Annotated in this window: 20 protein-coding genes; 10 read left to right on the plus strand and 10 right to left on the minus strand. The window is 69.1% G+C overall.

What is annotated here, in order from left to right:
- Positions 1-43: 43 nt before the first annotated feature.
- The 4 genes from cydD to hisC form a co-directional block, all read right to left on the minus strand.
- Positions 44-3,577: a thiol reductant ABC exporter subunit CydD gene (gene cydD / locus ACQPWZ_RS17930; RefSeq protein ID WP_433571848.1), complete on the minus strand. Its 3,534-nt coding sequence runs from the start codon at positions 3,575-3,577 to the stop codon at positions 44-46.
- Between the two features lie 15 nt (positions 3,578-3,592).
- Positions 3,593-4,594 carry a cytochrome d ubiquinol oxidase subunit II gene (gene cydB / locus ACQPWZ_RS17935; protein ID WP_340474092.1) on the minus strand — a complete coding sequence of 334 codons (1,002 nt, stop codon included), beginning with the start codon at positions 4,592-4,594 and terminating at the stop codon, positions 3,593-3,595.
- A gap of 21 nt (positions 4,595-4,615) precedes the next feature.
- Positions 4,616-6,124, minus strand: a complete 1,509-nt coding sequence (locus tag ACQPWZ_RS17940) for a cytochrome ubiquinol oxidase subunit I (protein WP_356704231.1) — start codon at positions 6,122-6,124, stop codon at positions 4,616-4,618.
- Between the two features lie 233 nt (positions 6,125-6,357).
- Positions 6,358-7,437, minus strand: a complete 1,080-nt coding sequence (gene hisC / locus ACQPWZ_RS17945) for a histidinol-phosphate transaminase (protein WP_383232438.1) — start codon at positions 7,435-7,437, stop codon at positions 6,358-6,360.
- 355 nt (positions 7,438-7,792) lie between these two features.
- Here hisC and ACQPWZ_RS17950 point away from each other — a divergent pair, with 355 nt between their 5' ends.
- The 3 genes from ACQPWZ_RS17950 to ACQPWZ_RS17960 all read left to right on the plus strand — a co-directional run bounded on the left by ACQPWZ_RS17950 (position 7,793) and on the right by ACQPWZ_RS17960 (position 11,272).
- Complete coding sequence (locus ACQPWZ_RS17950) at positions 7,793-8,905, plus strand: LacI family DNA-binding transcriptional regulator (RefSeq protein ID WP_356704234.1); 1,113 nt, start codon at positions 7,793-7,795, stop codon at positions 8,903-8,905.
- Between the two features lie 174 nt (positions 8,906-9,079).
- Positions 9,080-10,294, plus strand: a complete 1,215-nt coding sequence (locus ACQPWZ_RS17955) for a metallophosphoesterase (protein ID WP_356704235.1) — start codon at positions 9,080-9,082, stop codon at positions 10,292-10,294.
- Positions 10,295-10,441: 147 nt separating this feature from the next.
- Positions 10,442-11,272 (plus strand): hypothetical protein, encoded by an 831-nt coding sequence (locus ACQPWZ_RS17960; protein WP_340474097.1) that lies wholly within the window; start codon positions 10,442-10,444, stop codon positions 11,270-11,272.
- Between the two features lie 102 nt (positions 11,273-11,374).
- On the opposite strand, the gene thiC is transcribed toward ACQPWZ_RS17960, so the two are convergent.
- The gene (gene thiC / locus ACQPWZ_RS17965; RefSeq protein ID WP_340474098.1) at positions 11,375-13,141 is read right to left on the minus strand and encodes a phosphomethylpyrimidine synthase ThiC; all 1,767 of its coding nucleotides are present in this window, start codon (positions 13,139-13,141) and stop codon (positions 11,375-11,377) included.
- A 220-nt stretch (positions 13,142-13,361) separates the two neighbouring features.
- Between thiC and ACQPWZ_RS17970 the strand changes: the two genes are divergently transcribed.
- The gene (locus ACQPWZ_RS17970) at positions 13,362-14,714 is read left to right on the plus strand and encodes a YibE/F family protein (RefSeq protein WP_433571849.1); all 1,353 of its coding nucleotides are present in this window, start codon (positions 13,362-13,364) and stop codon (positions 14,712-14,714) included.
- A 15-nt stretch (positions 14,715-14,729) separates the two neighbouring features.
- Here the strand turns inward: ACQPWZ_RS17970 and ACQPWZ_RS17975 are convergent, their stop codons facing one another.
- The 4 genes from ACQPWZ_RS17975 to ACQPWZ_RS17990 all read right to left on the minus strand — a co-directional run bounded on the left by ACQPWZ_RS17975 (position 14,730) and on the right by ACQPWZ_RS17990 (position 16,809).
- A complete protein-coding gene (locus ACQPWZ_RS17975; protein WP_340477916.1) occupies positions 14,730-15,164 on the minus strand; it encodes an SsgA family sporulation/cell division regulator in 435 nt (144 codons plus the stop codon).
- A 107-nt stretch (positions 15,165-15,271) separates the two neighbouring features.
- A complete protein-coding gene (locus ACQPWZ_RS17980) occupies positions 15,272-16,042 on the minus strand; it encodes an IclR family transcriptional regulator (protein WP_433571850.1) in 771 nt (256 codons plus the stop codon).
- Positions 16,043-16,150: 108 nt separating this feature from the next.
- Positions 16,151-16,363, minus strand: a complete 213-nt coding sequence (locus ACQPWZ_RS17985) for a DUF5326 family protein (RefSeq protein WP_327686815.1) — start codon at positions 16,361-16,363, stop codon at positions 16,151-16,153.
- Between the two features lie 128 nt (positions 16,364-16,491).
- Positions 16,492-16,809 carry a cupin domain-containing protein gene (locus tag ACQPWZ_RS17990; protein WP_313945351.1) on the minus strand — a complete coding sequence of 106 codons (318 nt, stop codon included), beginning with the start codon at positions 16,807-16,809 and terminating at the stop codon, positions 16,492-16,494.
- Between the two features lie 51 nt (positions 16,810-16,860).
- Between ACQPWZ_RS17990 and ACQPWZ_RS17995 the strand changes: the two genes are divergently transcribed.
- The 4 genes from ACQPWZ_RS17995 (at position 16,861) to ACQPWZ_RS18010 (ending at position 20,296) form a co-directional block, all read left to right on the plus strand.
- A complete protein-coding gene (locus ACQPWZ_RS17995; RefSeq protein ID WP_356704240.1) occupies positions 16,861-17,238 on the plus strand; it encodes a phage holin family protein in 378 nt (125 codons plus the stop codon).
- A 158-nt stretch (positions 17,239-17,396) separates the two neighbouring features.
- Positions 17,397-18,524, plus strand: coding sequence for a cystathionine gamma-lyase (locus ACQPWZ_RS18000; RefSeq protein WP_433571851.1), 1,128 nt, complete (start codon positions 17,397-17,399; stop codon positions 18,522-18,524).
- A gap of 349 nt (positions 18,525-18,873) precedes the next feature.
- Positions 18,874-19,764 (plus strand): LysR family transcriptional regulator, encoded by an 891-nt coding sequence (locus tag ACQPWZ_RS18005; protein WP_340474104.1) that lies wholly within the window; start codon positions 18,874-18,876, stop codon positions 19,762-19,764.
- A 52-nt stretch (positions 19,765-19,816) separates the two neighbouring features.
- Complete coding sequence (locus ACQPWZ_RS18010; protein WP_340474105.1) at positions 19,817-20,296, plus strand: NUDIX hydrolase; 480 nt, start codon at positions 19,817-19,819, stop codon at positions 20,294-20,296.
- Positions 20,297-20,396: 100 nt separating this feature from the next.
- Here ACQPWZ_RS18010 and ACQPWZ_RS18015 read toward each other — a convergent pair whose 3' ends face one another.
- Positions 20,397-22,094: a globin domain-containing protein gene (locus tag ACQPWZ_RS18015; protein WP_433571852.1), complete on the minus strand. Its 1,698-nt coding sequence runs from the start codon at positions 22,092-22,094 to the stop codon at positions 20,397-20,399.
- A gap of 764 nt (positions 22,095-22,858) precedes the next feature.
- On the opposite strand from ACQPWZ_RS18015, the gene ACQPWZ_RS18020 reads away from it, so the two are divergent.
- Both ACQPWZ_RS18020 and ACQPWZ_RS18025 read left to right on the plus strand, forming a co-directional pair.
- Positions 22,859-23,404, plus strand: a complete 546-nt coding sequence (locus ACQPWZ_RS18020) for a DUF2269 domain-containing protein (RefSeq protein WP_433571853.1) — start codon at positions 22,859-22,861, stop codon at positions 23,402-23,404.
- 5 nt (positions 23,405-23,409) lie between these two features.
- The gene (locus ACQPWZ_RS18025) at positions 23,410-24,267 is read left to right on the plus strand and encodes a GNAT family N-acetyltransferase (protein ID WP_433571854.1); all 858 of its coding nucleotides are present in this window, start codon (positions 23,410-23,412) and stop codon (positions 24,265-24,267) included.
- The last annotated feature ends 2 nt before the right edge of the window (positions 24,268-24,269 follow it).

Below are 24,269 nucleotides of genomic sequence, written 5' to 3' on the forward strand. Positions count from 1 at the left end.
GTAGTTAGCCGTGTTTGTGAGGGAAAGTCGCCGTCTGCCGGGATCAGACGCCTGCCGCCGCCACCCGGGTGCCGAGCAGATCCGCCGCCCGCTCCCGCTCCACCATCCGGCGCAGCGGACCGTCCAGCGCCGCGATCTCGGCGTACGGGCCTCGCTGCACCACCCGACCGTCCTCCAGGACCACGACCTCGTCCACGGCGTCGAGCCCCCGAAGCCGATGCGTGATCAGCACCGTGGCCGCTCCCCGCAGCGTGCGGTCCTCGGTCGCCGCCAGGAGGTCCGACGTCAGCGCGTCGGCGGTCGCCAGGTCGAGATGCTCGGCGGGCTCGTCCAGTACGAGGACGGGGAAGTCGGCGAGCAGCGCGCGGGCCAGGGCGAGGCGCTGACGCTGACCGCCGGAGAGCTGGGCGCCGTGCTCGCCGACGAGGGTGTCCATCCCGTCGGGCAGGCCGTCCACCCACTCCAGCAGGCGGGCATCGGCGAGTGCCTTCCGGAGGTCCTCCTCCGTCGCGCCGGTGCGCGCCAGCCTGAGGTTCTCCCGTACGGAGCTGTCGAAGAGGTGGGCGTCCTGCGCGCACAGTCCGACGAACTCCCGGACGGTGTCGCCGTCGAGTGCCGCCGCGTCCACACCACCGATCGTGTACGTCCCCGCCTCCGCGTCCAGGAATCGGAGCAGGACCTGCGCGAGGGTGGTCTTGCCCGAGCCCGACGTTCCGACGACGGCGACCCGCGTCCCCGCGGTGATCGTGAGATCGAGGCCGGTGATCGCGTCCCGGTCCTGACCGGCGTGCCGGGCCCGCAGCCCGCGCACGTCGAGCGGAAAGGCCGTCGTGGGAGCCGGCGCCGGGTGTTCCGGTTCGCGTACGGGGACCGGCGCGTCCAGCACCTCGTACACGCGCTCGGCGCTGCGCTTCACCCGCTGCCGGTACTGCACGGCGAGCGGCAGCCCGGTCACGGCCTCGAAGGCGGCGAGCGGAGTGAGGACCACCACGGCGAGCGACACCCCGTCGAGGCGTCCCTCCCGTACCGCCTGCACCCCGGCGAACGCGGCACACACCACGGTCAGTCCGCAGGCCAGCGCGGACAGCCCGGTGCCGAGCGCGGTGGCCGCGGCTCCTCGTGAGGCGATCAGAGTCAGCCGCCGGTCGGCGGCGCGCGTCCCTTCGACCCGGCCCTTCAGGGCCCCGGCGACGGTCAGTTCGGCGGTTCCGCGCAGCAGGTCGGCGACGCGGGTGGACAGTTCGCCGCGAGCGGGGGCGAGTTGCCGCTCGGCCCGCCGTGCGACCCGGCCGCTGATCAAGGGCACGAGAACGCCGGCCACGAGCAGTCCGGCGGCGAGCACCGCTCCTGCCTCGGGCAGCAGCCAGGCGGTGAAGCCGACCGAGCCCGCGCCGACGACGAGGGCGACACCGGCCGGCAGCAGCCAGCGGAGCCAGTAGTCCTGCAGGGCATCCACGTCGGAGACGAGCCGGGACAGCAGGTCACCGCGCCGGCTCCCCCGCAGTCCCGCCGGTGCGATGCGCTCCAGGCGCCGGTAGACGGCGATGCGCAGTTCGGCGAGCATCCGCAGCACGGCGTCGTGGGAGACGAGCCGCTCCGCGTACCGGAAGACGGCGCGGCCGATGCCGAAGGCGCGGGTCGCCGTGACGGCCACCATCAGATACAGCACCGGTGGCTGTTCCGAGGCACGGGAGATGAGCCAGCCGGAGACGGCCATGAGCCCGACGGCGGATCCCAGCGCGAGACTGCCGAGGAGCAGCGCCAGCCAGAACCGGCCGCGCAGGTTTCCGGCAGCCCTGCGCACCCGGGCGAGCGGCGGGACACCAGCCGTTTCGGATTCGCCGTTCATGGAGTCGGCGAGCCGGTAGGGATCGGCACCCGATTCCACTGCCGCGGCCGGCCGGCCGGGGAGGGCCGACTGTTCGGACCCGGCCCCTTCCGCGGTGCGGCGGGTGAGTGTGACCACGCGGTCGGCTACCGACAGAAGCGCCGGCCGGTGGACGACCAGGACGACGGTGCGTCCCTCGGCCAGCCGTCGTACCGCGTCGACGATCGCTTCCTCGGTCTCCCCGTCCAGAGCCGCGGTCGGTTCGTCGAGCAGCAGCACCGGCCGGTCCGCGAGAAACGCCCGGGCCAGCGCGAGCCGCTGCCGCTGACCTGCCGAGAGTCCTGCGCCGTCCTCCCCGAGCAGGGTCGCCGCGCCCTCGGGCAGCGCGCTGACGAAGTCGTACGCGCCGGCTTCCCGCAGCGCGGCCGTCACCGCGGCGTCATCGGCGTCCGGCCTGGCCAGGCGTACGTTCTCCGCGATCGTTCCCGCGAAGAGATGGGGACGCTGCGGCACCCAGGCGATCTTGTCGCGCCAGCGTTCCGGGGAGAGTTCGCGCAGGTCCACCCCACCGATGCGCACCCGGCCTTGAGCCGGCTCGACGAAGCCCAGCAGGACGTCGAGCAACGTCGACTTGCCGATGCCGCTCGGCCCCACCAGCGCGACGGTCTCGCCGCTCTCCACGACGAGCGATGCCGCGTCCAGGGACGCCTCGCTGCGCCCGGCATGACGGACGGTCACCTCGTCGAGCTCGATCCGCAGGGTGCCGGGCACCTCCGCGTGACCGGCCCGTCGTGGCTCGGTCTCCAGGACCCGGAAGATCTCCTCCGCGGCGGAGAGCCCTTCGGCCGCCGCGTGGTACTGCGCCCCCACCTGCCGGATCGGCAGATAAGCCTCGGGCGCCAGGATCAGGATGACCAGTCCGGTGTACAGATCCAGGTCCCCGTGCACCAGGCGCATACCGATCCCGACGGCCACGAGAGCCACCGAGAGGGTGGAGAGCAGCTCCAGCGCGAAGGAGGAGATGAAGGCGATCCGCAGGGTCCGCAGGGTGGCCCGACGGTATTCGGCGGTGATGGACCGGATCGACTCGGCCTGCGCCTTCGCCCGCCCGAAGACCTTCAGGGTCGGCAGACCGGCCACGACATCGAGGAAGTGTCCCGACAGCCGGGACAGCAGTCGCCACTGACGGTCCATCCGCGTCTGGGTCGCCCAGCCGATCAGCACCATGAACAGCGGAATCAGGGGGAGCGTCACGACGATGACGGCCGCCGAGACCCAGTCCTCGGTCACGATCCGCGCCAGTACGGCCACCGGGACCACGACGGCGAGGCCGAGCTGGGGCAGATAGCGGGAGAAGTAGTCGTCGAGCGCGTCGACTCCGCGGGTGGCGAGCGCGACGAGCGACCCGGACCGCTGGCCGCTCAGCCAGCCGGGACCGAGTTCAGTGGCCCGTGCCAGCAGCCGCCCTCTCAGTTCCGACTTCACGGCCGCGCTCGCCCGGTGTGCGGCGAGTTCGGTCAGCCAGGAGACCAGCCCTCGGCCCGCGGCGACCGCCGCGAGCAGCGCCAGTGGAGTCATGAGGCCGGAGGCCGACATGCCGTCCTGGAAGGAACCCACCACGACCTCGGCGATGAGCATCGCCTGGGCGACGACCAGCGTCGCCCCGACCAGGCCGAGGAGTACCACCGCGATCAGAAAGCGACGGGTGGCTCGGGCGTAGCGGAGCAGACGCGGGTCGATCGGTTTCACGTGAAACATCCCCCACTAGTGAGCATCGGCGATGTGCTGCGTACCGATGCGCTTGCGGAACACCCAGTACGTCCAGCCCTGGTAGAGCAGCACCAGCGGTGTGGCGATGCCCGCGCACCAGGTCATGATCTTCAGGGTGTACGGGCTCGACGAGGCGTTGGTGACCGTCAGGCTCCATTCCTCCTGGAGCGAGGACGGCATGACGTTCGGGAACAACGTCAGGAAGAGCATCGCGACCGCGGCCACGATGGTCACCCCGGACCACGCGAACGACCATCCCTCGCGTCCCCGGCCGATCGCCACGACGGCGGCGACCAGCGCCACCACCGCGACGATCATCGCGACCAGGCTGGTGCCGTCGCCGCGCGAGACCTGGGTCCAGCCGAGAAAGCCGAGCGCCAGAGCGGCCGTGACCAGGCCGAGCTTGAGAGCCAGGGACCGAGCCCGGACCCGGATGTCCCCCACGGTCTTGAGTGCGGTGAAGACCGCGCCGTGGAAGGTGAACAGCGTCAGCGTCACCAGCCCGCCGAGGATCGCGTACGGGTTGAGCAGGTCGAAGAGGGTACCGACGTACTCCTTGTCACCGTCGATCTTCACCCCGCGCACGATGTTGCCGAAGGCCACACCCCAGAGCAGGGCCGGCAGCAGCGAGGTCCAGAAGATCGCGTGCTCCCAGTTGCTCTGCCAGAGCGCCTCATCCCGCTTGTGCCGGTATTCGAAGGCGACCCCGCGCACGATCAGGCAGACCAGGATGAGCAGCAGCGGCAGATAGAAGCCGGAGAAGAGCGTGGCGTACCACTCGGGGAAGGCCGCGAAGGTGGCTCCGCCCGCGGACAGCAGCCACACCTCGTTGCCGTCCCAGACCGGCCCGATGGTGTTGATGAGCACGCGCCGCTCGGCCCGGTTCCTGGCCAGCAGCTTGGTCAGGACGCCGACTCCGAAGTCGAAGCCCTCGAGGAAGAAGTAGCCGGTCCACAGGACGGCGATGAGTACGAACCAGACGTCGTGAAGTTCCATGCCTCAGCAGCTCCTCAGGGCTCAGTACGAGAAGGCCATCGGCCGGTCGGCGTCCTGGTCGTCGCCGCCGATCCTGGTGGGCGGGTTGAGGTCGGCCTCGGTGAGCTCGGGCGGTCCTGCCTTGACGTACTTCACCAGGAGCCTGACCTCGATGACCGCGAGGATCGCGTAGAGCGTCGTGAACACGATCATCGAGGTGAGCACCTCGCCCTGCGATACGCCGGGGGAGACCGCGTCGCGTGTGCGCAGCACCCCGTAGACGACCCACGGCTGCCGGCCCATCTCGGTGAAGATCCAGCCCCAGGAGCTGGCGATCAGCGGGAAGGCCATGGTCCACAGCGCGACGATCCAGTACCAGTTCGTGAGCCGGGGGTTCAGCGCCTTGTTCTTGAAGAGCACGAGATGGGGCACCTCGTCCTCACCGGTCCGCAGCCCCGGCGACAGCAGGAACTTCTTCCTGGTGAGCCAGAGGCCGATCGTCCCGATGGCCAGGGACGCCATGCCGAAGCCGATCATCCAGCGGAAGCCCCAGTAGGCGACCGGGATGTTGGGCCGGTAGTCCCCCGGCCCGAACCTCTCCTGCTCGGCCTTGTTGACGTCGTTGATGCCGGGGACGTACGAGGTGAAGTCGTCGTTGGCCAGGAAGGACAGCAGTCCCGGAATCTCGATGGCGACCTTGTTGTGCCCCTTCTCCACGTCGCCATAGGCGAAGACCGAGAAGGGCGCCGGCGCCTCGCCCTCCCACAGGGCCTCGGCGGCGGCCATCTTCATCGGCTGCTGCTTGTACATGACCTTGCCGAGCAGATCGCCGCTGACGGCGGTGAGCAGTCCGGAGATCATGATCGTGATCAGTCCGAGCCGCAGCGAGGTCCGCATCACCGGGATGTGCTTCTTGCGTGCCAGATGGAACGCCGCGATGCCGGCCATGAACGCGCCGCCGACGAGGAAGGCCGCCGTGATGGTGTGGAAGAACTGGGTGAGCGCGGTGTTCTGGGTCAGCACCAGCCAGAAGTCGGTGAGCTCGGCCCGTCCGCGCTCCTTGTTGATGCGGTAGCCGACGGGGTGCTGCATCCAGGAGTTGGCGGCCAGGATGAAGTAGGCGGAGAGGATGGTGCCGATCGAGACCATCCAGATGCAGGCCAGGTGGATCTTCTTCGGCAGCTTGTCCCAGCCGAAGATCCACAGACCGATGAAGGTGGACTCGAAGAAGAACGCGATCAGCGCCTCGAAGGCCAGGGGCGCACCGAAGACATCGCCGACGAAGCGCGAGTAGTCGGACCAGTTCATACCGAACTGGAACTCCTGGACGATGCCCGTCACGACACCCATGGCGATGTTGATCAGGAACAGCTTGCCCCAGAACTTCGTGGCCCTGAGGTACTTCTCCTTCTGCGTCCGGACCCAGGCGGTCTCCAGGCCCGCGGTGAGCGCGGCCAGCGAGATCGTGAGGGGGACGAAGAGGAAGTGGTAGACGGTGGTGATGCCGAACTGCCAGCGCGCCAGCGTTTCCGGCGCCAGAGCAAGCTCCACGTCGTCATCTCCTTACAGCATCGGCAGGGTCGAGCGGCCGTTTGTCCCGTTAATCCCGCCGATCACGGGAGGAACGGGACTAGCTTGTGAACGCGTTCACATTCACAAGCATTATGGCGCATGCACCGTTCGCACAGTCGACCGGGGGGTACCCCTGGCGGAAAGAACCCCCATGAGCACCGGGCTCATGGGGGTTCTGCCGTTCCGAAGCAGCGCCGATCAGGGCGCAGGCGCTACAACTGCGCGCGGAACGCCTCCGCGGTGTGCAGGAAGATGTCGTTGGCCTCGGACTCCCCGATCGTGACCCGCACACCCTCGCCCGGGAAGGGCCGCACCACGACACCGGCCTTCTCGCACGCCGCCGCGAAGTCGACCGTCCGCTCGCCGAGCCTCAGCCAGACGAAGTTCGCCTGGGTCTCGGGGACGGTCCAGCCCTGCTTGACCAGGCTCTCGTACACCCGCAGCCGCTCGCTCACGAGCGAGCCGACGCGGCCGAGCAGCTCGTCCTCGGCCTGCAGCGAGGCGACGGCCGCGTCCTGTGCCAACTGCGTCACACCGAAGGGCACCGCCGTCTTGCGCAGCGCCGCGGCCACCGGCTCCTGGGCAACCGCGAAGCCGACCCGCAGCCCGGCCAGCCCGTAAGCCTTGGAGAAGGTCCGCAGCACCGCCACATTGGGGCGCTCACGGTAGATGTCGATGCCGTCGTGCACCTCGGGGTCGCGGATGAACTCGCGGTACGCCTCGTCCAGCACCACCAGGACGTCCGACGGCACCCGGTCGAGGAACCGCTCGAGCTCGGCCCGGCGGACCACCGTGCCGGTCGGGTTGTTGGGGTTGCAAACGAAGATCAGCCGCGTCCGGTCGGTGACCGCGCCGGCCATCGCGTCCAGGTCGTGCACCTCACCACTGGTCAGCGGCACCTCCACCGGCGTCGCCCCGCTGATCCGGGTGATGATCGGGTACGCCTCGAAGGACCGCCAGGCGTAGATGACCTCGTCGCCGGGGCCGGAGGTGGACTGCAGCAGGGACTGGGCGACGCCCACCGAACCCGTGCCGGTCGCCAGATGCGACAGGGGCACCCCGAAACGGTCCGAGAGCTCGTTCATCAAGCCGGTGCAGGCCATGTCCGGGTATCGGTTGAAGCTGTGGGCCGCGCCCGTCACGCGCTCCATCACCCCCGGAAGGGGCGGATACGGGTTCTCGTTGGACGACAGCTTGTACGCGACAGGGCCGCCGGCCGCCGCGGGCCTGCCCGGCTTGTACGTGGGGATGCCGTCCAGCTCGGCGCGCAGCTTGGGGCTCGTCTCGCTCACCGCAGGTCCTCCTCGAGGAGTCCGTTCACATCGGAACCAATACTCCTCACCTTATGAGGATTCCCGGCCGGTGCGAATGGCCGCCGGAAAAAGGGGGGAGCGCGCACTTTCCTGGCGTGCGCCTGTGGCTCACTCCGTAGCGCGCATCACCCGTAGTGGTGAGTTGAGACCTCTTCGAAACATGAGCCATTCGGCAGGCCGATGCCGCCGGACGCCCGAGACGCTGTCGCCGGACCCATCAACTGCCTTGGTTTCCAAGGGAGTTGGTGGTTTATGATCTTGCAGAAACGTGCCTGTCAACGCAGGCATATGCGACCGGCTCAACCGCCCGCCCGAGCCCTACTATCGGCTCGCCATGACAGCAGCAGGGAAGCACCAGGTGAGCCGGACGGACACATCCCGCCGGAGCAGCCGGCAAGGTCGTGCGGGCATTCGAGACGTTGCCGCCGCAGCCGGTGTCTCCATCACGACTGTCTCCGACGCGCTCAACGGCAAGGGCCGGCTCCCGGACGCCACCCGCCGGCACGTCCGCGAGGTCGCAGACCGGCTGGGCTACCGCCCCTCCGCGGCGGCGCGCACGCTCCGCACCGGGAAATCGGGCCTCATCGGCCTGACCGTCACGACGTACGGGGATGAACCTTTCACCTTCACGGAGTTCGCGTACTTCGCCGAGATGGCCAGAGCCGCGACCTCCGCGGCACTCGCTCGCGGCTATGCCCTCGTGATCCTTCCGGCGACGTCCCGCCACGACGTGTGGTCGAACGTCGCCCTGGACGGCACGGTGGTCATCGACCCCTCCGACCACGACCCGGTCGTGACCGAGCTCGTCCGCCAGGGCCTGCCCGTGGTCTCCGACGGCCGCCCGGCGGGCACCCTCCCGGTCACCGCCTGGGTCGACAACGACCACGAAGCCGCCGTACTCGATCTGCTCGACCACCTCGCCGACGCCGGCGCCCGCCGTATCGGGCTGCTCACCGGCACCACCACGGACACCTACACGCGCCTGTCCACGACCGCGTATCTCAGCTGGTGCGAGCGGGTCGGCCAGGACCCGGTCTACGAGTCCTACCCTGCGCACGACCCGTGCGCCGGCGCCGTCGCAGCCGACCGGCTGCTCGCGCGGCCGGACCGGCCCGACGCCGTCTACGGTCTCTTCGACCCCAACGGCACCGATCTGCTCGCCGCCGCCCGGCGGTACGGACTGCGCGTCCCCGAGGATCTCCTGCTGGTCTGCTGCAGCGAGTCGACGGTGTACGCCACGACCGAGCCGCCCATCACCACCCTGTCGCTGAAGCCGCGCAGGATCGGCACGGCGGTCGTCCAGCTCCTCATCGACGCGATCGAGGGAATCGACGAGGACCGGCCGATCGAGCAGGTGATACCGACCGAACTGATCGTCCGGACGTCCTCGCAGCGACGTAATCCGCGGACGACGGTGAGCGCACCGCGTTCCCCCTCACCGGACTAGACCTTCCGAATGGGGACGAAACGGTCGGCGTGCCAGGGGTGCGGACGGATTCACCACCCCTGGTGCGTCACAGAGCGCGGACCTCATTCCTATGATGGGCGCACGACACCGCGGACCACCCCGACCAGGCTGGGCCGAGAGGTGAACGGCGGCGCGACGGTGGTGGAGGGGTCGATGACTCAGGGGGCCGGTCAGGGACCCGTGGTGCGTACGGAGACTTTGCGTGATTTCCGTGTCCCGCCCTATGCGCAGGTGCCCGTGCAGTCACAGTCGCCCCATGGGCAGGGGCAGCCTCCGGAGATGCTCGACGAGGCGCCTTCGGGCACACCCGCTCAGCACCCCTATGTGCCGGCCCAGGGGCAGGCGCCCATGAGCCGCGCCCACGAGGAACAGCGGCCCCCGCAGTCCGCCACGGAGTCCTCGCACCCCGGCAACGCGGTGCCCGAGGACGAGATGCCGGACGGGTACACCCCCACCGCGCGCGATCTCCCGGTGATCAGGGCAGGCGGCCCGGGCGACACCGTGCAGGTGCACGTCGATCCGGAAGAAGCCGCCGCGGCCGAGGACGGCCTCGGTCCGCTCTACGTCGTCGGCGACGTCCACGGCTATCTCGACGAACTCGTCGCCGCCCTCACCGCCCAGGGCCTCATCGACACCGAGGGCAACTGGTCCGCGGGCAACGCCCGTCTGTGGTTCCTCGGCGACTTCACCGACCGCGGCCCCGACGGCATCGGCGTCATCGACCTGGTCATGCGGCTGTCCGCGGAGGCCGCGGCCGCCGGCGGCTACTGCAAGGCCCTGATGGGCAACCACGAACTGCTGCTCCTCGGCGCCAAGCGGTTCGGCGACACCCCCGTCAACTCCGGTGCGGGCACCGCCACCTTCCAGGCGGCCTGGCTGCTCAACGGCGGCCAGAAGTCCGACATGGACCGGCTCCAGGACGTCCATCTCCAGTGGATGGCCCGCCTCGACGCGGTCGTGGAGGAGGACGGGCACCTTCTCCTGCACTCCGACACGACGGCGTACCTCGACTACGGCTCCACGATCGAGGACGTCAACGACACCGTTCACGCGATCATCACCCGTAATGACGCCGACGAGTGCTGGGACGTGTTCCGCAAGTTCACCAAGCGCTTCGCCTTCCGCGACGACGGCGGCCCCGAGGCCGTCCGTGAACTCCTGGGCACCTACGGGGGCACCCGCGTCGTGCACGGCCACAGCCCCATTCCGTATCTGCTCGGCGAAGTGGGCACCGAGGACGGCGAGGACGGCGCCCGTCCGGTCGTCGAAGGCCCCCATGTGTACGCCGACGGGCTCGCGATCGCCATGGACGGCGGCGTGACCATGGCCGGAAAGCTGCTTGTCGTGCAACTTCCGCTGCCCAACTGAGCAGGCCACGACAGGCGATTTACTGAAACCCCCTGTCACCCCGTGCCGTAACCGCTCTACCATCGGCTTATCCGTAGCAGGCTCTCCTCCGTTTCCGCCCAACTGCCCGGTTCGCCCGGTCAATCCGGCCCTACGGAGCATCGGGGGATGCACATGAACAGCGCTCCGCACCTGCTGACCGAGGACCGCGCCGAGTACGAGCGCATCCTCGACGACGCGCTGCGCAACGCCCATGACCGTCCGGACCTCGCTGCCGTGGGGCAGCGACTGAACACCGAGCAGCTGCGCACGATGGCGCTCAACGCGACGGCACTGATCACCACTGCCGCCGCGGCCGAGTACGAGCACTACACAAAGATCCGCGAGGAGATGCGCGCCCCCAAGGCCGCCGCGTCCGTGCGCAATTCCGTGCTGGCGCCGGTCACCGGCGAGGCCGCCGCCGAGAGCGGTGCGGGTTTCGCGGCCGTCATCGCCGTGCTCGCTCCGGTGCTCGCCGGTACGGCCGCGCTGATATTCCTGCTCGTCGGCTACATCCTCAAAGCACTCAGCCCGACAGCCTCGTTCGCGCAGACCCTGGTCTCGGCGGGCTGGTTCTTCGGGGCTCTCACGGCGGCCGCGATCCTGGTGGCCGCGGTGGCCCTGCTGCTCACCGCGCTGCGCAACGGCGCGACGCAGGTGCCCGCGGAAGAGGTGACGGGTGAACTGCCCGACGAGGTGGCACGTGCCAAGGATGCCTGGCGGCACGCCCTGCTCGAACGGGGCCTGCTGCCCTTCCTGCGGGCGGCGCTGGCGGACCCCAGCGCCGACCCGAAGTCGAGCAAGCCACCGCGACCGGTGAGCCGCATCCCCAAGGTCGGCTACAGCGGTCCGGACTACTCGAGCCCCAGCGAGGGCTCGACGGCGGGCCAGCGGCCCACGTTCACCAGCCCTGACTTCACCAGCCCGGACTTCGGCGGACCCGAGCACCAGCCGGAGTGATGTCCGAGGCGCGCCTCCCGGATACACAGGAGCGCGCCTCGGACATCTCGGACGTACGACCTGACGGATACGAGAGGTCCGGGGGTCAGAGAGCCACTGGGCTCACTCGGCGATCGGCAGGTACACCCGGTTGCCGGCGGCGGCGAACTCCTTGGACTTCTCCGCCATGCCGTCCTCGATCTCCTGCTGCGAGTCGCCGTGCCGGCGCCGGATGTCCTGCGAGATCTTCATGCTGCAGAACTTGGGCCCGCACATGGAGCAGAAGTGCGCGGTCTTCGCCGGCTCGGCGGGGAGCGTCTCGTCGTGGAACTCCCGTGCGGTGTCCGGGTCGAGAGCCAGGTTGAACTGGTCCTCCCACCGGAACTCGAAGCGGGCGTCCGACAGTGCGTCGTCCCACTCCTGCGCGCCCGGGTGCCCCTTGGCGAGGTCTGCGGCATGGGCGGCGATCTTGTAGGTGATGACGCCGGTCTTCACATCGTCGCGGTTCGGCAGGCCCAGGTGCTCCTTGGGCGTGACGTAGCAGAGCATCGCCGTGCCCCACCAGGCGATCATCGCCGCTCCGATCCCGGAGGTGATGTGGTCGTACGCGGGAGCGACGTCCGTCGTGAGCGGGCCGAGCGTGTAGAACGGCGCCTCTTCGCAGATCTCCTGCTGGAGGTCGATGTTCTCCTTGATCTTGTGCATCGGGACGTGACCGGGTCCTTCGATCATCGTCTGCACGTTGAAGCGCTTGGCGATCGTGTTGAGCTCTCCGAGGGTGCGCAGCTCCGCGAACTGAGCCTCGTCGTTGGCGTCGGCGATCGAGCCGGGCCGCAGCCCGTCACCGAGGGAGTACGTCACGTCGTACGCGGCGAGGATCTCGCACAGTTCCTCGAAGTTCTCGTAGAGGAACGACTCCTTGTGGTGCGCCAGGCACCAGGCGGCCATGATCGAGCCGCCGCGCGAGACGATGCCCGTCTTGCGGCGGGCGGTGAGCGGGACGTACCGCAGCAGCACGCCCGCGTGGACCGTCATGTAGTCCACGCCCTGCTCGGCCTGTTCGATGACCGTGTCCTTGTAGATCTCCCAGCTCAGCTCCTCGGCCCTGCCGTCCACCTTCTCGAGAGCCTGGTAGAGCGGCACGGTGCCGATCGGGACAGGGGAATTGCGCAGCACCCATTCACGGGTGGTGTGGATGTTGCGGCCGGTCGAGAGGTCCATGACCGTGTCCGCGCCCCACTTGGTGGCCCAGGTCATCTTGTCGACCTCTTCCTCGATGGAGGAAGTGACCGCGGAGTTGCCGATGTTGGCATTGACCTTCACCAGGAACCGCTTGCCGATGATCATCGGCTCGATCTCCGGGTGGTTGACGTTGGCCGGCAGAACCGCACGGCCGGCCGCGATCTCCTCGCGCACGACCTCGGCGGGCACGTTCTCGCGGATGGCGACGTACTCCATCTCCGGGGTGATCTCGCCCCGGCGCGCGTACGCGAGTTGCGTCACCGCCTGCCCGTCCCGGCCCCGGCGGGGCTGGCGTGGGCGGCCGGGGAAGACCGCGTCGAGATTCCGCAGCCCGCCACGCGGCGAGGTGTGCTTGATCCCGTCGTCCTCGGGGCGGATGGGACGGCCCGCGTACTCCTCGGTGTCACCGCGGCCGATGATCCAGTTCTCCCGCAGCGGCGCCAGGCCGCGGCGGACATCGGTCTCGACGGTGGGGTCGGTGTACGGCCCGGACGTGTCGTACAGCGTGACGTCCGTGCCATTGGTGAGGTGCACCTGGCGGACGGGCACCCGGAGGTCGGGGCGCGAGCCCTCGACGTATCCCTTGTGCCAGCCCGGCGTGCGTTCCGCCTGGTCGGCGGCAGGCGTGCGTGCATCCTGAACGGTCATGAGACCTACTCCCTACGCCGGCATTACCCGGTAACAGGTTCGGCGGTCGACGCAGCGGCTTCCGTCCGACGGTGTTTCACGTGAAACACCACTGGGACGAAGGTCAGCGCCCTCTCAGCCCGGTGCTCCGAGCTCCCGCGTGTGCAAAGGTGCCTCCACGCTAGCGTCATGTCTGGCGCGCTGAACAGAGGCCCCCATCCGTTCTTGCGATGATCTGTCGGTGACCTCATCGCCGCCCGACCCGCATCAGACGCCCGAGCCGCACGGCCACTCGCACTCCCATGGCCCCGCCGCACCCGTCTCCCGGCACCTCCGCAAGGTCATCGCGGCCGTGCTGATCCCCTTCGCGGCCGCGGTGGTCGTGGGGCTTCTCGTGCTCTGGCCGGGTGGCACGCCCGGCCACGAGCGCACCGGAGTGGGCTTCGACCGTCAGACCGAGTCGGGCAAGGTGGTCTCGGTCGAGAAGGTCGACTGCAAGGACGTGAACGCCGGACAGGTACCGCCGACCGCGGACCCCACCACACCCGAGGGGCGTGAGGCGGCCAATTCCCAGCAGGGCGACTGCGGGAAGGCGACGGTCGAGGTCACCTCGGGAAAGAACAAGGGCCGCACCTTCGTCGAGATCGTCCAGCCTGATGCTCCGCGACAGTTGAAGAAGGGCCAGGGCGTGGTGGTGGCGTATGCCCCCGACGCCCCACGCGATCTCCAGTACTCGGTGACGGACGTGGACCGGGGATTCCCGATGGCGGTGCTGGCCGGGATCTTCGCCCTGGTGGTGGTGCTGGTCGGACGCATGCGCGGGGTGATGGCGCTGCTGGCGCTCGTTGTCTCGTTCGCGGTCCTGACGGTGTTCATCCTTCCCGCGATCCTTCAGGGCTCCAATCCCCTGATCGTCGCCGTGGTCGGAGCGAGCGCCATCATGCTGATCGCGCTCTACATGTGCCACGGACTGACGGCACGCACCTCGGTCGCGGTCCTGGGCACGCTGATCTCCCTGCTGCTCATCGGGCTGCTCGGTTCGCTGTTCATCGGTTGGGCGAGCCTGAGCGGCAACACCGACGACAACACCGGCCTGATCCACGGTCTGTTCCCGAACATCGACATGAGCGGTCTGCTGCTGGCCGGCGTCATCATCGGCTCGCTCGGCGTCCTCGACGATGTGACGGTGACCCAGACGTCCGCTGTGTGGGAACTGCACCAGGCCGACCCGGACATGGGCGCGAAGGGGTTGTACCGGGCGGGCATCCGTATCGGGCGGGATCACATCGCATCCGTCGTCAACACCCTTGTCCTGGCCTACGCGGGCGCTGCGCTGCCGCTGCTCCTGCTGTTCTCGATCGCGCAGAGCAGCGTGGGGACCGTCGCCAACAGCGAGTTGGTGGCGGAGGAGATCGTACGGACCCTCATCGGATCGATCGGTCTGGTCGCGTCGGTACCGGTGACGACCATTCTGGCGGCGCTGGTGGTCTCGGCGGACCGACCGGGACTGCTCGCAGGGGCGAGCGACACCCCGGCCCGCACCGCGGCGCCGGGGCGGGGGCGGGGCGGCAAGGGCCGCCGTCGCAAGAAGTGACGCGGTGGGGGCAGCTCAGCCGGCGTTCTCCTCGGCGAGAATGCCGTCGAGCGCCCTCTCCAGGCATTCTCTGAAGTCGCCGTACCGGTGCTCCTGCCCCAGCGGTACGAGCTTGTCGGTGCGGTCCAGGAAGGCCACCACAGGCGCCGCCCCGACGTGGAACAGGGCGCGGTCGCTGCCCACTTGGAGCCGGATGGCGAGGTCACGAAGACCCGCCGCGCCGGTGGGCGCGATGTGCACATCGCCGTCCCCGCTCGGCCCGCTGATCCCGTCCAGCAGCAGCTCGCGTCCGAAGGCCCAGGTCACGGGTGCGTCGCCCGGCAGATGGAAGGTCATCCGTACGGCATACGGATCCTCCGTCTCGTAGCGGAGCCCCACCGGGATCCGGAACGAGAGCTCCTCCGAGACGAGGAAGCTCATCAGGACCTCGGCCTGGACCGACTCGCGCATCATGTACTCCGCAATGAATGAGGCCTGCTGAAACGGCCAGAACGATCCCCTTGGCCTTCTTGCCGCAATCGTGGTGTAAGCGCCAGAGGTCCACAAGGAGTGATTTTTCAGATACTGATAGAGAACGCGAGCGCGCCGAGCAAACCGCCAATTCCCTTGCGCAGTTGCTCAATCGCCGGAAGCAGCCGCTCTTCCTGGTGCAGGGGCAGCGAAATGGCCATCGTGGCCGCACAGGAACCGGCGGTGACCGGGATGGCGGCGCAGACCGTGCCGAGCGCGTACTCCTGGCGCTCCACGACCGGTTGCATCCGGCCCGTGGTGGCGAGCCGATCCAGCAGCGTGCGGCGGTCGGACACGGAGTAGGGGGTCACCGGCTGGACCGGATGCCGGTCGAGATGGTCACGGCGGGCGTTCTCGTCCAGCTGGCCCAGCAGACACTGCCCGATCGCGTGCGCATGGCCCGTCTCACGGAAGTCCGCCCACTCCGCGACGGCGGGTGCGTAGGGGGTGTCGGAGATGGCGACGAGTTCGATCTCGCCCTCGCGGTAGAGCGCGAAGTAGACCGGTACGCCGATCGCGTCCCGCCAGTGCTGGAGTGCGTCCTCGAGCCTGCTGCGACGATTCTGCACAGACTCGCCGAGGGCGAGCCGGCCGACCGCTTCGCCGAGGACGAACACCCCTTTCTCGCGCCGGAGATAGTCCTCGTGCGTCAGCGTCCGCAACAGGTGGTACGCGGTCGGCAGGGGAATTGCGGCCTCTCGCGCAAGCACCTTGGCGGGCGCCCCCTCGCGATGGGACGCGGCTGCTTCCAGCAGCCTCAACGCCCGCTGCACCGAACCGATGAGCGTAGGGGTCGTGGCGTTCGTCGCCGTGGCCAAAGGTCACCCCCGGGCTGGATGGGCTGCCACAGTATTGGCCGCCCGCCGGTGAAACCGGGGGTTCGGCGGGCGTTCCCCCGCCCGGGTTAACGCCCTGACCCCGAGCGGCTACCAGTCGCTGCGAGAACTCGACGATGTCATGAACTTCCGTACGACAAAGATGAGTCCCGCGACGAGCGCGACAAAGACCAGGAGCTTGAAGAGCACCCCGATCACAAAGCCGATCACACTGGTGATCAGGCCACCGAAGACGAACAGGGCGATGACGGGCACCGCGACCCATTTCACCCACCACGGCATCCCCGCGAACACTTCCCGCACAGCCATCGCCTTTACCTCGCTTCTCGGAGTTCCTGCCGTCGATGCTAGGCGGACGCACGGGGTGTGCGGGGGCCCGCGATCCCTTGAACTCCCCTGACCGGACCCTTAGGGAGTCACCGGGTCCGAGGTCAGCTCTCGGGCGGAGAGAAGATCACCATCACCCGCAGGTCCTCGGTGATGTGGTGGAACTTGTGGGCCACTCCGGCGGGGACGTAGACGACACTGCCGCGGCCGACCTGGGTCGTCTCCATGCCCACCGTGATGGCGGCGCGTCCGCTGACGACCAGGTAGATCTCGTCCTGGTTGTGGGGCAGCTGTGGGTCCAGGGAACCCGCGTCGAGCGCGTAGAGACCGGCCGACATGTTCCGCTCGCGAAGGAACTGCAGATATGCGCCGTCGTTCGCGGCACGCTCCGCCTCCAGCTCGTCCAGTCGGAATGCCTTCATCGTGCGTCCGCCCCTGCCGTCGTCCCGATCACGTCTGCCACGATCAGACACATGATGAATTTCGTAGTCAAGACGATCGCCAATGCGGGGGCCCTGGCCGTGGCCATCTGGCTGGTCGGGGACATCACCCTCACCGGGGACAGTACCGGCCGGAAGATCCTGACCCTGATCCTGGTCGCCCTGCTGTTCGGCCTGGTGAACTTTGTGGTCAAGCCGGTGGTGCAGCTGCTGACACTGCCGTTGTTCGTCCTCACGCTCGGCCTGATCACGCTGATCGTGAACGCCTTGATGCTGCTGCTCACCTCATGGCTCGCCGATGTGTTCGACCTGAACTTCCATGTCGAGGGCTTCTGGACGGCTGTCCTCGGCGGCCTGATCATCTCGGTGGTGTCGTGGGCGCTGAACGTCGCCCTGCCCGACAAGGACTGACCCGGGAACGACTGATCCGAGAAGGACCGACCCGGCGGGTCCGACGGGTCCGACCTGCGGACGCGGCGACGGCCGGCCGGGCACGTGTCCGAAGATGGTGGTGGCGACGGGCGAGGGCGGTCCGGCGCGGTACACACGCAAGGCGAGGAGTGGTCGGCATGAGCGGTGGCACGGGAGAAGGCACGCGGGCGGTACGGGCGGGTCTGCCCGACCCGGTGAAGTACGAGCCGACCCTGCCGGGCCCGGTCTTCGCGGCCCACTTCCATCTGCCGGGCGAGCCGACCGGGCCGTACACCTACGGCCGCGACGACAACCCCACCTGGACCCACCTGGAACGGGCGATCGGCGAGCTGGAGGCACCGGGCGAGGCGGTCGAGACCGTGACCTTCGCCTCGGGCATGGCCGCGATCTCCGCCGTGCTCTTCTCCCAGCTGAAGGCCGGCGACGCGGTCGTGCTGCCGGACGACGGCTACCAGGCACTCCCGCTGGTGCGGGAGCAGCTGGAGGCGTACGGCATCGAGGTGCGGACCGCGCCGACCGGCGGTGACGCCCAGCTCGCCGTCCTCGCGGGCGCGCGGCTGCTGTGGATCGAGAGCCCGTCCAACCCGGGGCTCGACGTCTGCGACATCCGGCGGCTGGTGCGGGCGGCGCACGACGCCGGCGCTCTCGTCGCCGTCGACAACACGCTCGCGACACCCCTGGGGCAGCGGCCGCTGGATCTGGGTGCCGACTTCTCGGTGGCCAGCGACACCAAGGGGATGACCGGCCACGGCGACATCCTCCTGGGGCATGTCACCTGCCGCGACGCCGAGCGGGCCGCGGGGGTGCGGCGCTGGCGCAAGGTCGTCGGCGCGATCCCCGGCCCCATGGAGGCCTGGCTCGCACACCGCTCGCTGGCCACGCTCCAGCTGCGGTCCGAGCGGCAGTGCGCGAACGCGCTGGCGCTCGCGGAGGCGCTCGGCGGGCGCGCGGACGTGACAGGGCTGCGGTATCCGGGGCTGCCGACGGACCCCTCGCACAAGGTCGCCTCGCAGCAGATGCGGCGGTTCGGCAGCGTGGTCTCCTTCGTCCTGCCCGATCGCGAGCACGCGGAACGCTTCCTGGACGCGCTGCGGCTGGTCGACGACGCGACGAGCTTCGGCGGAGTGCGCTCGTCCGCGGAGCGGCGCGGGCGCTGGGGCGGGGATGCGGTGCCGGAGGGGTTCATCCGGCTCTCGGCAGGCGCCGAGGACGAGGACGACCTCGTGGCGGATGTACTGCGGGCGCTGGACGAAGCAGCGCGTTAGGGCCACACCGAGCCGGCGGAGCGCGGACCCGAGGGGGGCGCAAGGCAGGCGGTTCGATGGGCCGGGGGCGCACGGCCCCTCCGCGCGGGCCGTCCTGGGGGCGCACAGAGAGGTGCGCACAGGAGCCGGGCGTACGCCCGGGTACGTCAGCCGCTGAGCGGCACAGACATGAAAATGGCGGTCCGAGCCTCCCCCCTCATGGCTCGGACCGCCCCGGTTCATTTCTCGAAGAACCGCGCCAACAAGGCTAGTTGACTCTGCGTCAGTGTCCAATCACAGTAGCGACAGCGACCTATCGACTTATTTATAGTTGTCCGGTCCGGGGCGTCGACGGTCGGGAGGGCTCGGCATGGATCTGGCCCTGCTGCGCACATTCGTCACGGTGCACCGGGCCGGCTCCTTCACCCGGGCGGCCGCCCTGCTGGGGCTCTCGCAGCCCGCGGTGACCGGGCAGATACGCACCCTGGAACGCCAGCTGGGGCGCCCGCTGTTCCTGCGCCAGGCCCGCGGCGTCACCCCCACCACCATCGGCGACGAGCTCGCCCACCGGGCCGCTCCGCATCTCGACGCCCTCGTGGAGATCACGGAGACCGGTCTGGACGACGAATCGGGCGTCCGGACGCTGCATCTCGCGGGACTCCCCGAGTTCACCTCGCTCCGGGCCCTGCCCGCCCTCACCCCGCTGATATCCCAGGGCATGACGCTGCGGGCCTCCTTCGGGAACGCGGAGGAGACGTTGGAGGGGCTGGCCGCCGGACACCATGATCTGGCGATCACCACGGCGCGGCCGCGCGGCGGGCTGCTGACCTCGACCCCCCTCTGCGACGAGGAGCACGTCCTGGTCGCGTCGCCGCGCTGGGCGGCCCGGCTGGGGCCCGAGGAGCTGCACGGCGGCCATGTGCTGCTGGAACAGCTCCCCGTGGTCGAGGTCCACGAGTCGCTGCCACTGGTCTCTCGCTACTGGTCCTCCGTCTTCGACTCCCGGCCGGCCGCCGCGGCCGCCGTCATAGCACCGGATCTCCGGGCGGTCCTCGAGACCGCCGCGTCGGGCGCGGGGCTCGCCGTTCTGCCGCGCTATCTGTGCGAGCAGGACCTCCGCAGTGGTCGCCTCGTGGCGCTGCTCGACCCTCCGGTGCCCCCGCTGCGCACGTACTTCCTCGCTGTCCGTACCGGCACGCTCGCCCTTCCGCACATCGCGCGGGCGCACGAGTGGCTGCTGCGCGCTGCGGTCGACTGGTGACAACCCGGGGACCAGGAGTTTCAGAACGGGCGCCGCGGGCCATTTTCTAGCCATGACCGAACGGCCAGTGGTCAAGCGCACCGCACGCGCCATCCTGCTCGACGGCGAGAACCTCGTCCTGATCAAGCGCACCAAGCCAGGCGTGGATCCGTACTGGCTGACGCCGGGCGGCGGGGTCGAACCCGATGACGCCACCGTGGTGGACGCGCTCCACCGCGAGGTGGACGAGGAACTCGGCGCCAAGATCACCGACGTGGTGCCCTGCTTCGTCGACACCGTCGAACACATCGCGGACGGTGGAGTCACCGGTGTGAAGGTGCAGCACTTCTTCGTCTGCCGGCTGGGGTCCATGGACCCCTCGCGGCGGCACGGCCCCGAGGTGGACGACCCCTGCGGGGAGTACGAGATCGTACGGGTGCCCTTCAGCCGCGTGGGTATCGCGGCCGTCCACCTCGTGCCGTTGTCGCTACGGCACTATCTGGACGGCAACATCGAGGGCGTCCGGGCGATGCACGCCCCGGACCTGGGCTGACGCGGGGCCGGCCGGGGAGCGCGGCTCGTCGGTCGCCACTGCTCGGTCACCGCTGTGCGGTCTCCGGTGCTTCGGTCCCGCTCCGGCGGTCGCCGGTTCCTCAGTCGCCGGCCGCGACGAGCTCTTCGAGCGAATCGTGGCGGATCCGGTCGACCGGGATGCCGATGCCGCGCAGCGCGTGCACGCCGCTGCGGATCATCCCCGGCGGCCCGGACAGATAGGCGCTGTACTCGTACCAGGGGCCGAACTCCCGGACCGCGTCCGGGAAGTGCGCCCTATCGTCCACGACGGGGCGGACGGACAGCCAGGGGTGTGTTTGCTGCAACCGCAGCATGGTGTCGATGTCGTACAGGTCGAAGTTGGTCCGTGCCCCGTAGAAGACCTCCACGAGCCGACGCGTCCCGTGCTCGGCGACGTCCTCGACCAGGGCTTTGATGGGCGCGATACCGGTACCACCGCCGAGACAGAGCAGACCGTTGTCCGTGGTGTGGTCGACGGTCATCGACCCGGCGGGCGGGCCGAGCCGCAGCACGTCGCCCGGCCGCGCATGATGGACGAGAGCGTTGGAGACCCAGCCGGCCGGGACGGCCTTCACATGGAACGTGAGCAGACCGTCCGAGCGCGGGGCCCCGGCGAAGGAGTAGTGCCGCCAGATCCGCGGCCACCAGGGCGTCTCCAGACTGGTGTACTGCCCTGCCACGAAGGCGTAGGGCTGGTCCGGGCGGACGGTGATGATCGCTATGTCGGGCGTCCGCAGATCGTGCGAGACGACCTCGGCGTGCCACCACGCCGGCGCGAGACGCTCGTTCTGGGCCGCCGCGTCGATCATGATCTGCGAGATCGTCGTGTACGTCCGCACCCAGGCGGCCTCGGTCTCCTCGTCCCAGGTGGACGTGGCGTACCGGCTCAGCGCGCCGATCAGAGCCTCACCGACGGCCGGGTAATGGGCGGCCTGCGTCCCGTACTTGCGGTGACCGCGGCCCAGGTGCTGGAGGTACTCGGTGAGCACCTCGGCATTGTCCATGTGCTCGGCGGCGGTGAGCAGCGCCTTCAGGAGCCGGTCGCGCTGGGAGTCCATGGCAGCGGGGAAGAGCCCGCGCAGTTCGGGGTGGCGGACGAAGAGCAGGGCGTAGAAGTACGACGTGACCTTGTCCGCGACGGGAGCGACCTCCGCCATGGTCCGGCGGATGAGGATGGCGTCGGGGGAAGCGTTGTCGGCAGGTGCGGCCGGCGGCCGGTGGTCCGCGAAGGGATCGTCGTACGCCGGGACTTCCCGGCTCTGGGACCGGTGAGCGGCCTGGGCTTCCTGCGTGTGAGCCTGAGGGGCCTCCGGAGCTGGAGCGCCCTGACCTTCGTGCGGATGGCCGGCCAGGTGCAGCCGCATCGGTGTCTCGTGGGCGTGGCCGGCCTCGTGCTGCGGCATATGGCCCTGCGCCGCGTGATGCTGGGGGTATTTGCCCTGCGCCGCAGGATGCTGCGGGTCCTGATCATGCCGCGCCTCGGGGAGCGGGGCTCTGTGAGGGGGGTCGTCGTCCGCCGCGGCAACCCGCTCGGTGGGAGGAGCGTCGGACTCCGTCGCTGAAGGCGGTGGGGCCGTACGGGAAGCACCGGACCCCACCGGGCGTATGGATGCCACCGGCCGTTTGGGGACGGCGGTCCGCTCTCGCCCGGTGCCCTCCGGCGCCTCACCCGATGCGGTGTGACCCTGGTCCGGCTGCTTGCGCGGGGTGAACCAGCCACCCTTGTCGTTTTCGCCTGAAGTGCCATGGTCGGCCGACGTGGTGGTCGGAGCGTCCATTGTCTGCCTCGCCTCGAACATCTCTCGGTCGGTCCCCGCACTTCCGGTGATTCGGAACGTGCCTCATTTCCCCCGCTTCTGCCCCAGGACTGCTTCCAGGCCACACTAACCATGGGCCCCGGCTGATTCGGGACGAGCGGGTTCGGAATGTGACGTTGACCGCAGCACCCGTCGTCGCAGCATGTCAGTCGGCGCCCCGGCAACGGACAAAGAGCGGAAAGTCCGGGCATCCACACCCGCTTACCCGTTAGGCTCCCATGCCACCCATGCCTGTTCACCGGGCACCGTCGGGCCGCTGCCGTCATCCGTACCGCCCGCGGAAACACACCAGTTCATAGGCCCTCGCGCAGATTGCCCCCCGCATCGATGTGTGTGGCCACGCCCGAGAGACGGCGGCCGGCGTGCACAGCGGCCGCGGTGGGCGCCGACGCAATATCTCTGCGTCGGACATGGAATCACCGCATGCAACACATGCGTCCAGACCCATCTCGAACTCTGCACAGAGCCGGTTCGCGATCTTCACGTTTGCGGCCGAGCAGAGAATAGCGGCGGCAATCACGGGTGAGTCAACGGTGTCCCCCACCTGTGGGTGCCATCGTCTTCTGCGCGCCATGGAGACGTCATCAGCGCGCCATCGGAGAGACACAGCCGGAAGAGTCACCCTGTGCGGTCGGTCGCCGTGCGCCCTGTACGCCGAGGCTAGTACCGGGAATTACTCCCGCTGTCAGACGTCATGCATCGCTCTGCCCGGCACTGTGTTTCACGTGAAACCACTCAAGCGCCCCGTCCGCAGGGCCATCCTCGTCGTCCATGTCGCCGCAGCCGCCGGCTGGCTCGGGCTCACACTCGGCCTGCTCGCGCTTGCCATCTCGGCCAACGTCACTGAATCCACCGCCATGATCGAGGCCGCCGCACGGTCCATGAAGGTCTTCACCGACTGGCTGGTGCTTCCTGTGGCCCTGCTGACCCTGCTCAGCGGTCTTGTTCTGTCGCTCGGCACCAAATGGGGCCTGGCGCGGCATCGTTGGGTCTACACAAAGTTCTGGCTGACCCTGGTCACCATCGCGGCGTCGGCCTTCGCCCTCCGCCCAGGTGTCAACGATGCCGTCGAGACCATCTCGTCGGGCGCCGCACTGCCTGATCCGCTCGGCCTGATGATGGGACCGATCGTCTCCTTCAGCGCCTATGTCTTCATGACCGTCATCTCCGTCCTGAAGCCCTGGGGACTCACCCGCCGTGGCCGTCGCCTGCGCAGCGCAAGCACTTCCGCGAAAGCACTGGACGAGCGATCACTGCGTCAGACAGCCTGATCCTCATGTCGACACCGCTCCCGGAGCTACCCATCCGCCGTCTCACCAGGGACGACCTCGTTGCCTGTGCCGATCTTTCCGAGGACCGCGGATGGCCACGCGAGGAACACAAGTGGGGCCTGCTGCTGGCGGCGGGGGCGGGGTACGGGATCGACGACCCGGCAGGCAAGGGACTGGTCTCGGCCTGTGTCGTCACGTCGTACGGCCCCGGGCTGTCCGCCATCGGCATGGTCCTGGTCGCGCAGCGGTACGAACGTCAGGGCATCGGACGCCGCATGATGCAGCAGCTGGTGCGTGAGGCCGGCCCCACCCCGCTCACCCTGCATGCCACTCCCAGCGGCCGACCACTGTATGAGCAGCTGGGCTTCGTCAACGTCGGACGCGCGGAGATGATCCGAGGCCACTTCCGACCGGACCCGGCCGCCACCACGGCCGTGTTCACCCGCCCGGCAACCGCCGAGGACCTCCCACGGATCGTCCGTCTGGACACCGAGGTCTTCGGACTGGACCGCACCCACATGATCACGCGCCTGCCGGCCTTTGCGGACCAGCTCCGCGTGGCAGAGGACGATGGCGTACTGACCGGCTATGCCGCGGCCTGGCCGAACATGGAGACGCATGTCATCGGTCCACTGATCGCCCGCGACACGGATACGGCCAAGGCTCTGATCACCTCGCTCGCTCCGGCCACGGACAGGCCTTTCCGGACGGACATCGATGTACGCCACGAGGAACTGCTGACCTGGCTGAAGGAGCGCGGCCTCGAACCGATCGCCTTCAACGCCGTCATGACCTATGGAATCGACGATCTCCCCGGCGACTGGACCCGCCGTTTTGCACCGCTTTCGGTGGCCGCAGGCTAGAA

The sequence above is a fragment of the Streptomyces sp. CA-251247 genome (assembly GCF_050952975.1).
In the GTDB taxonomy this organism is placed as follows: domain Bacteria; phylum Actinomycetota; class Actinomycetes; order Streptomycetales; family Streptomycetaceae; genus Streptomyces; species Streptomyces achmelvichensis.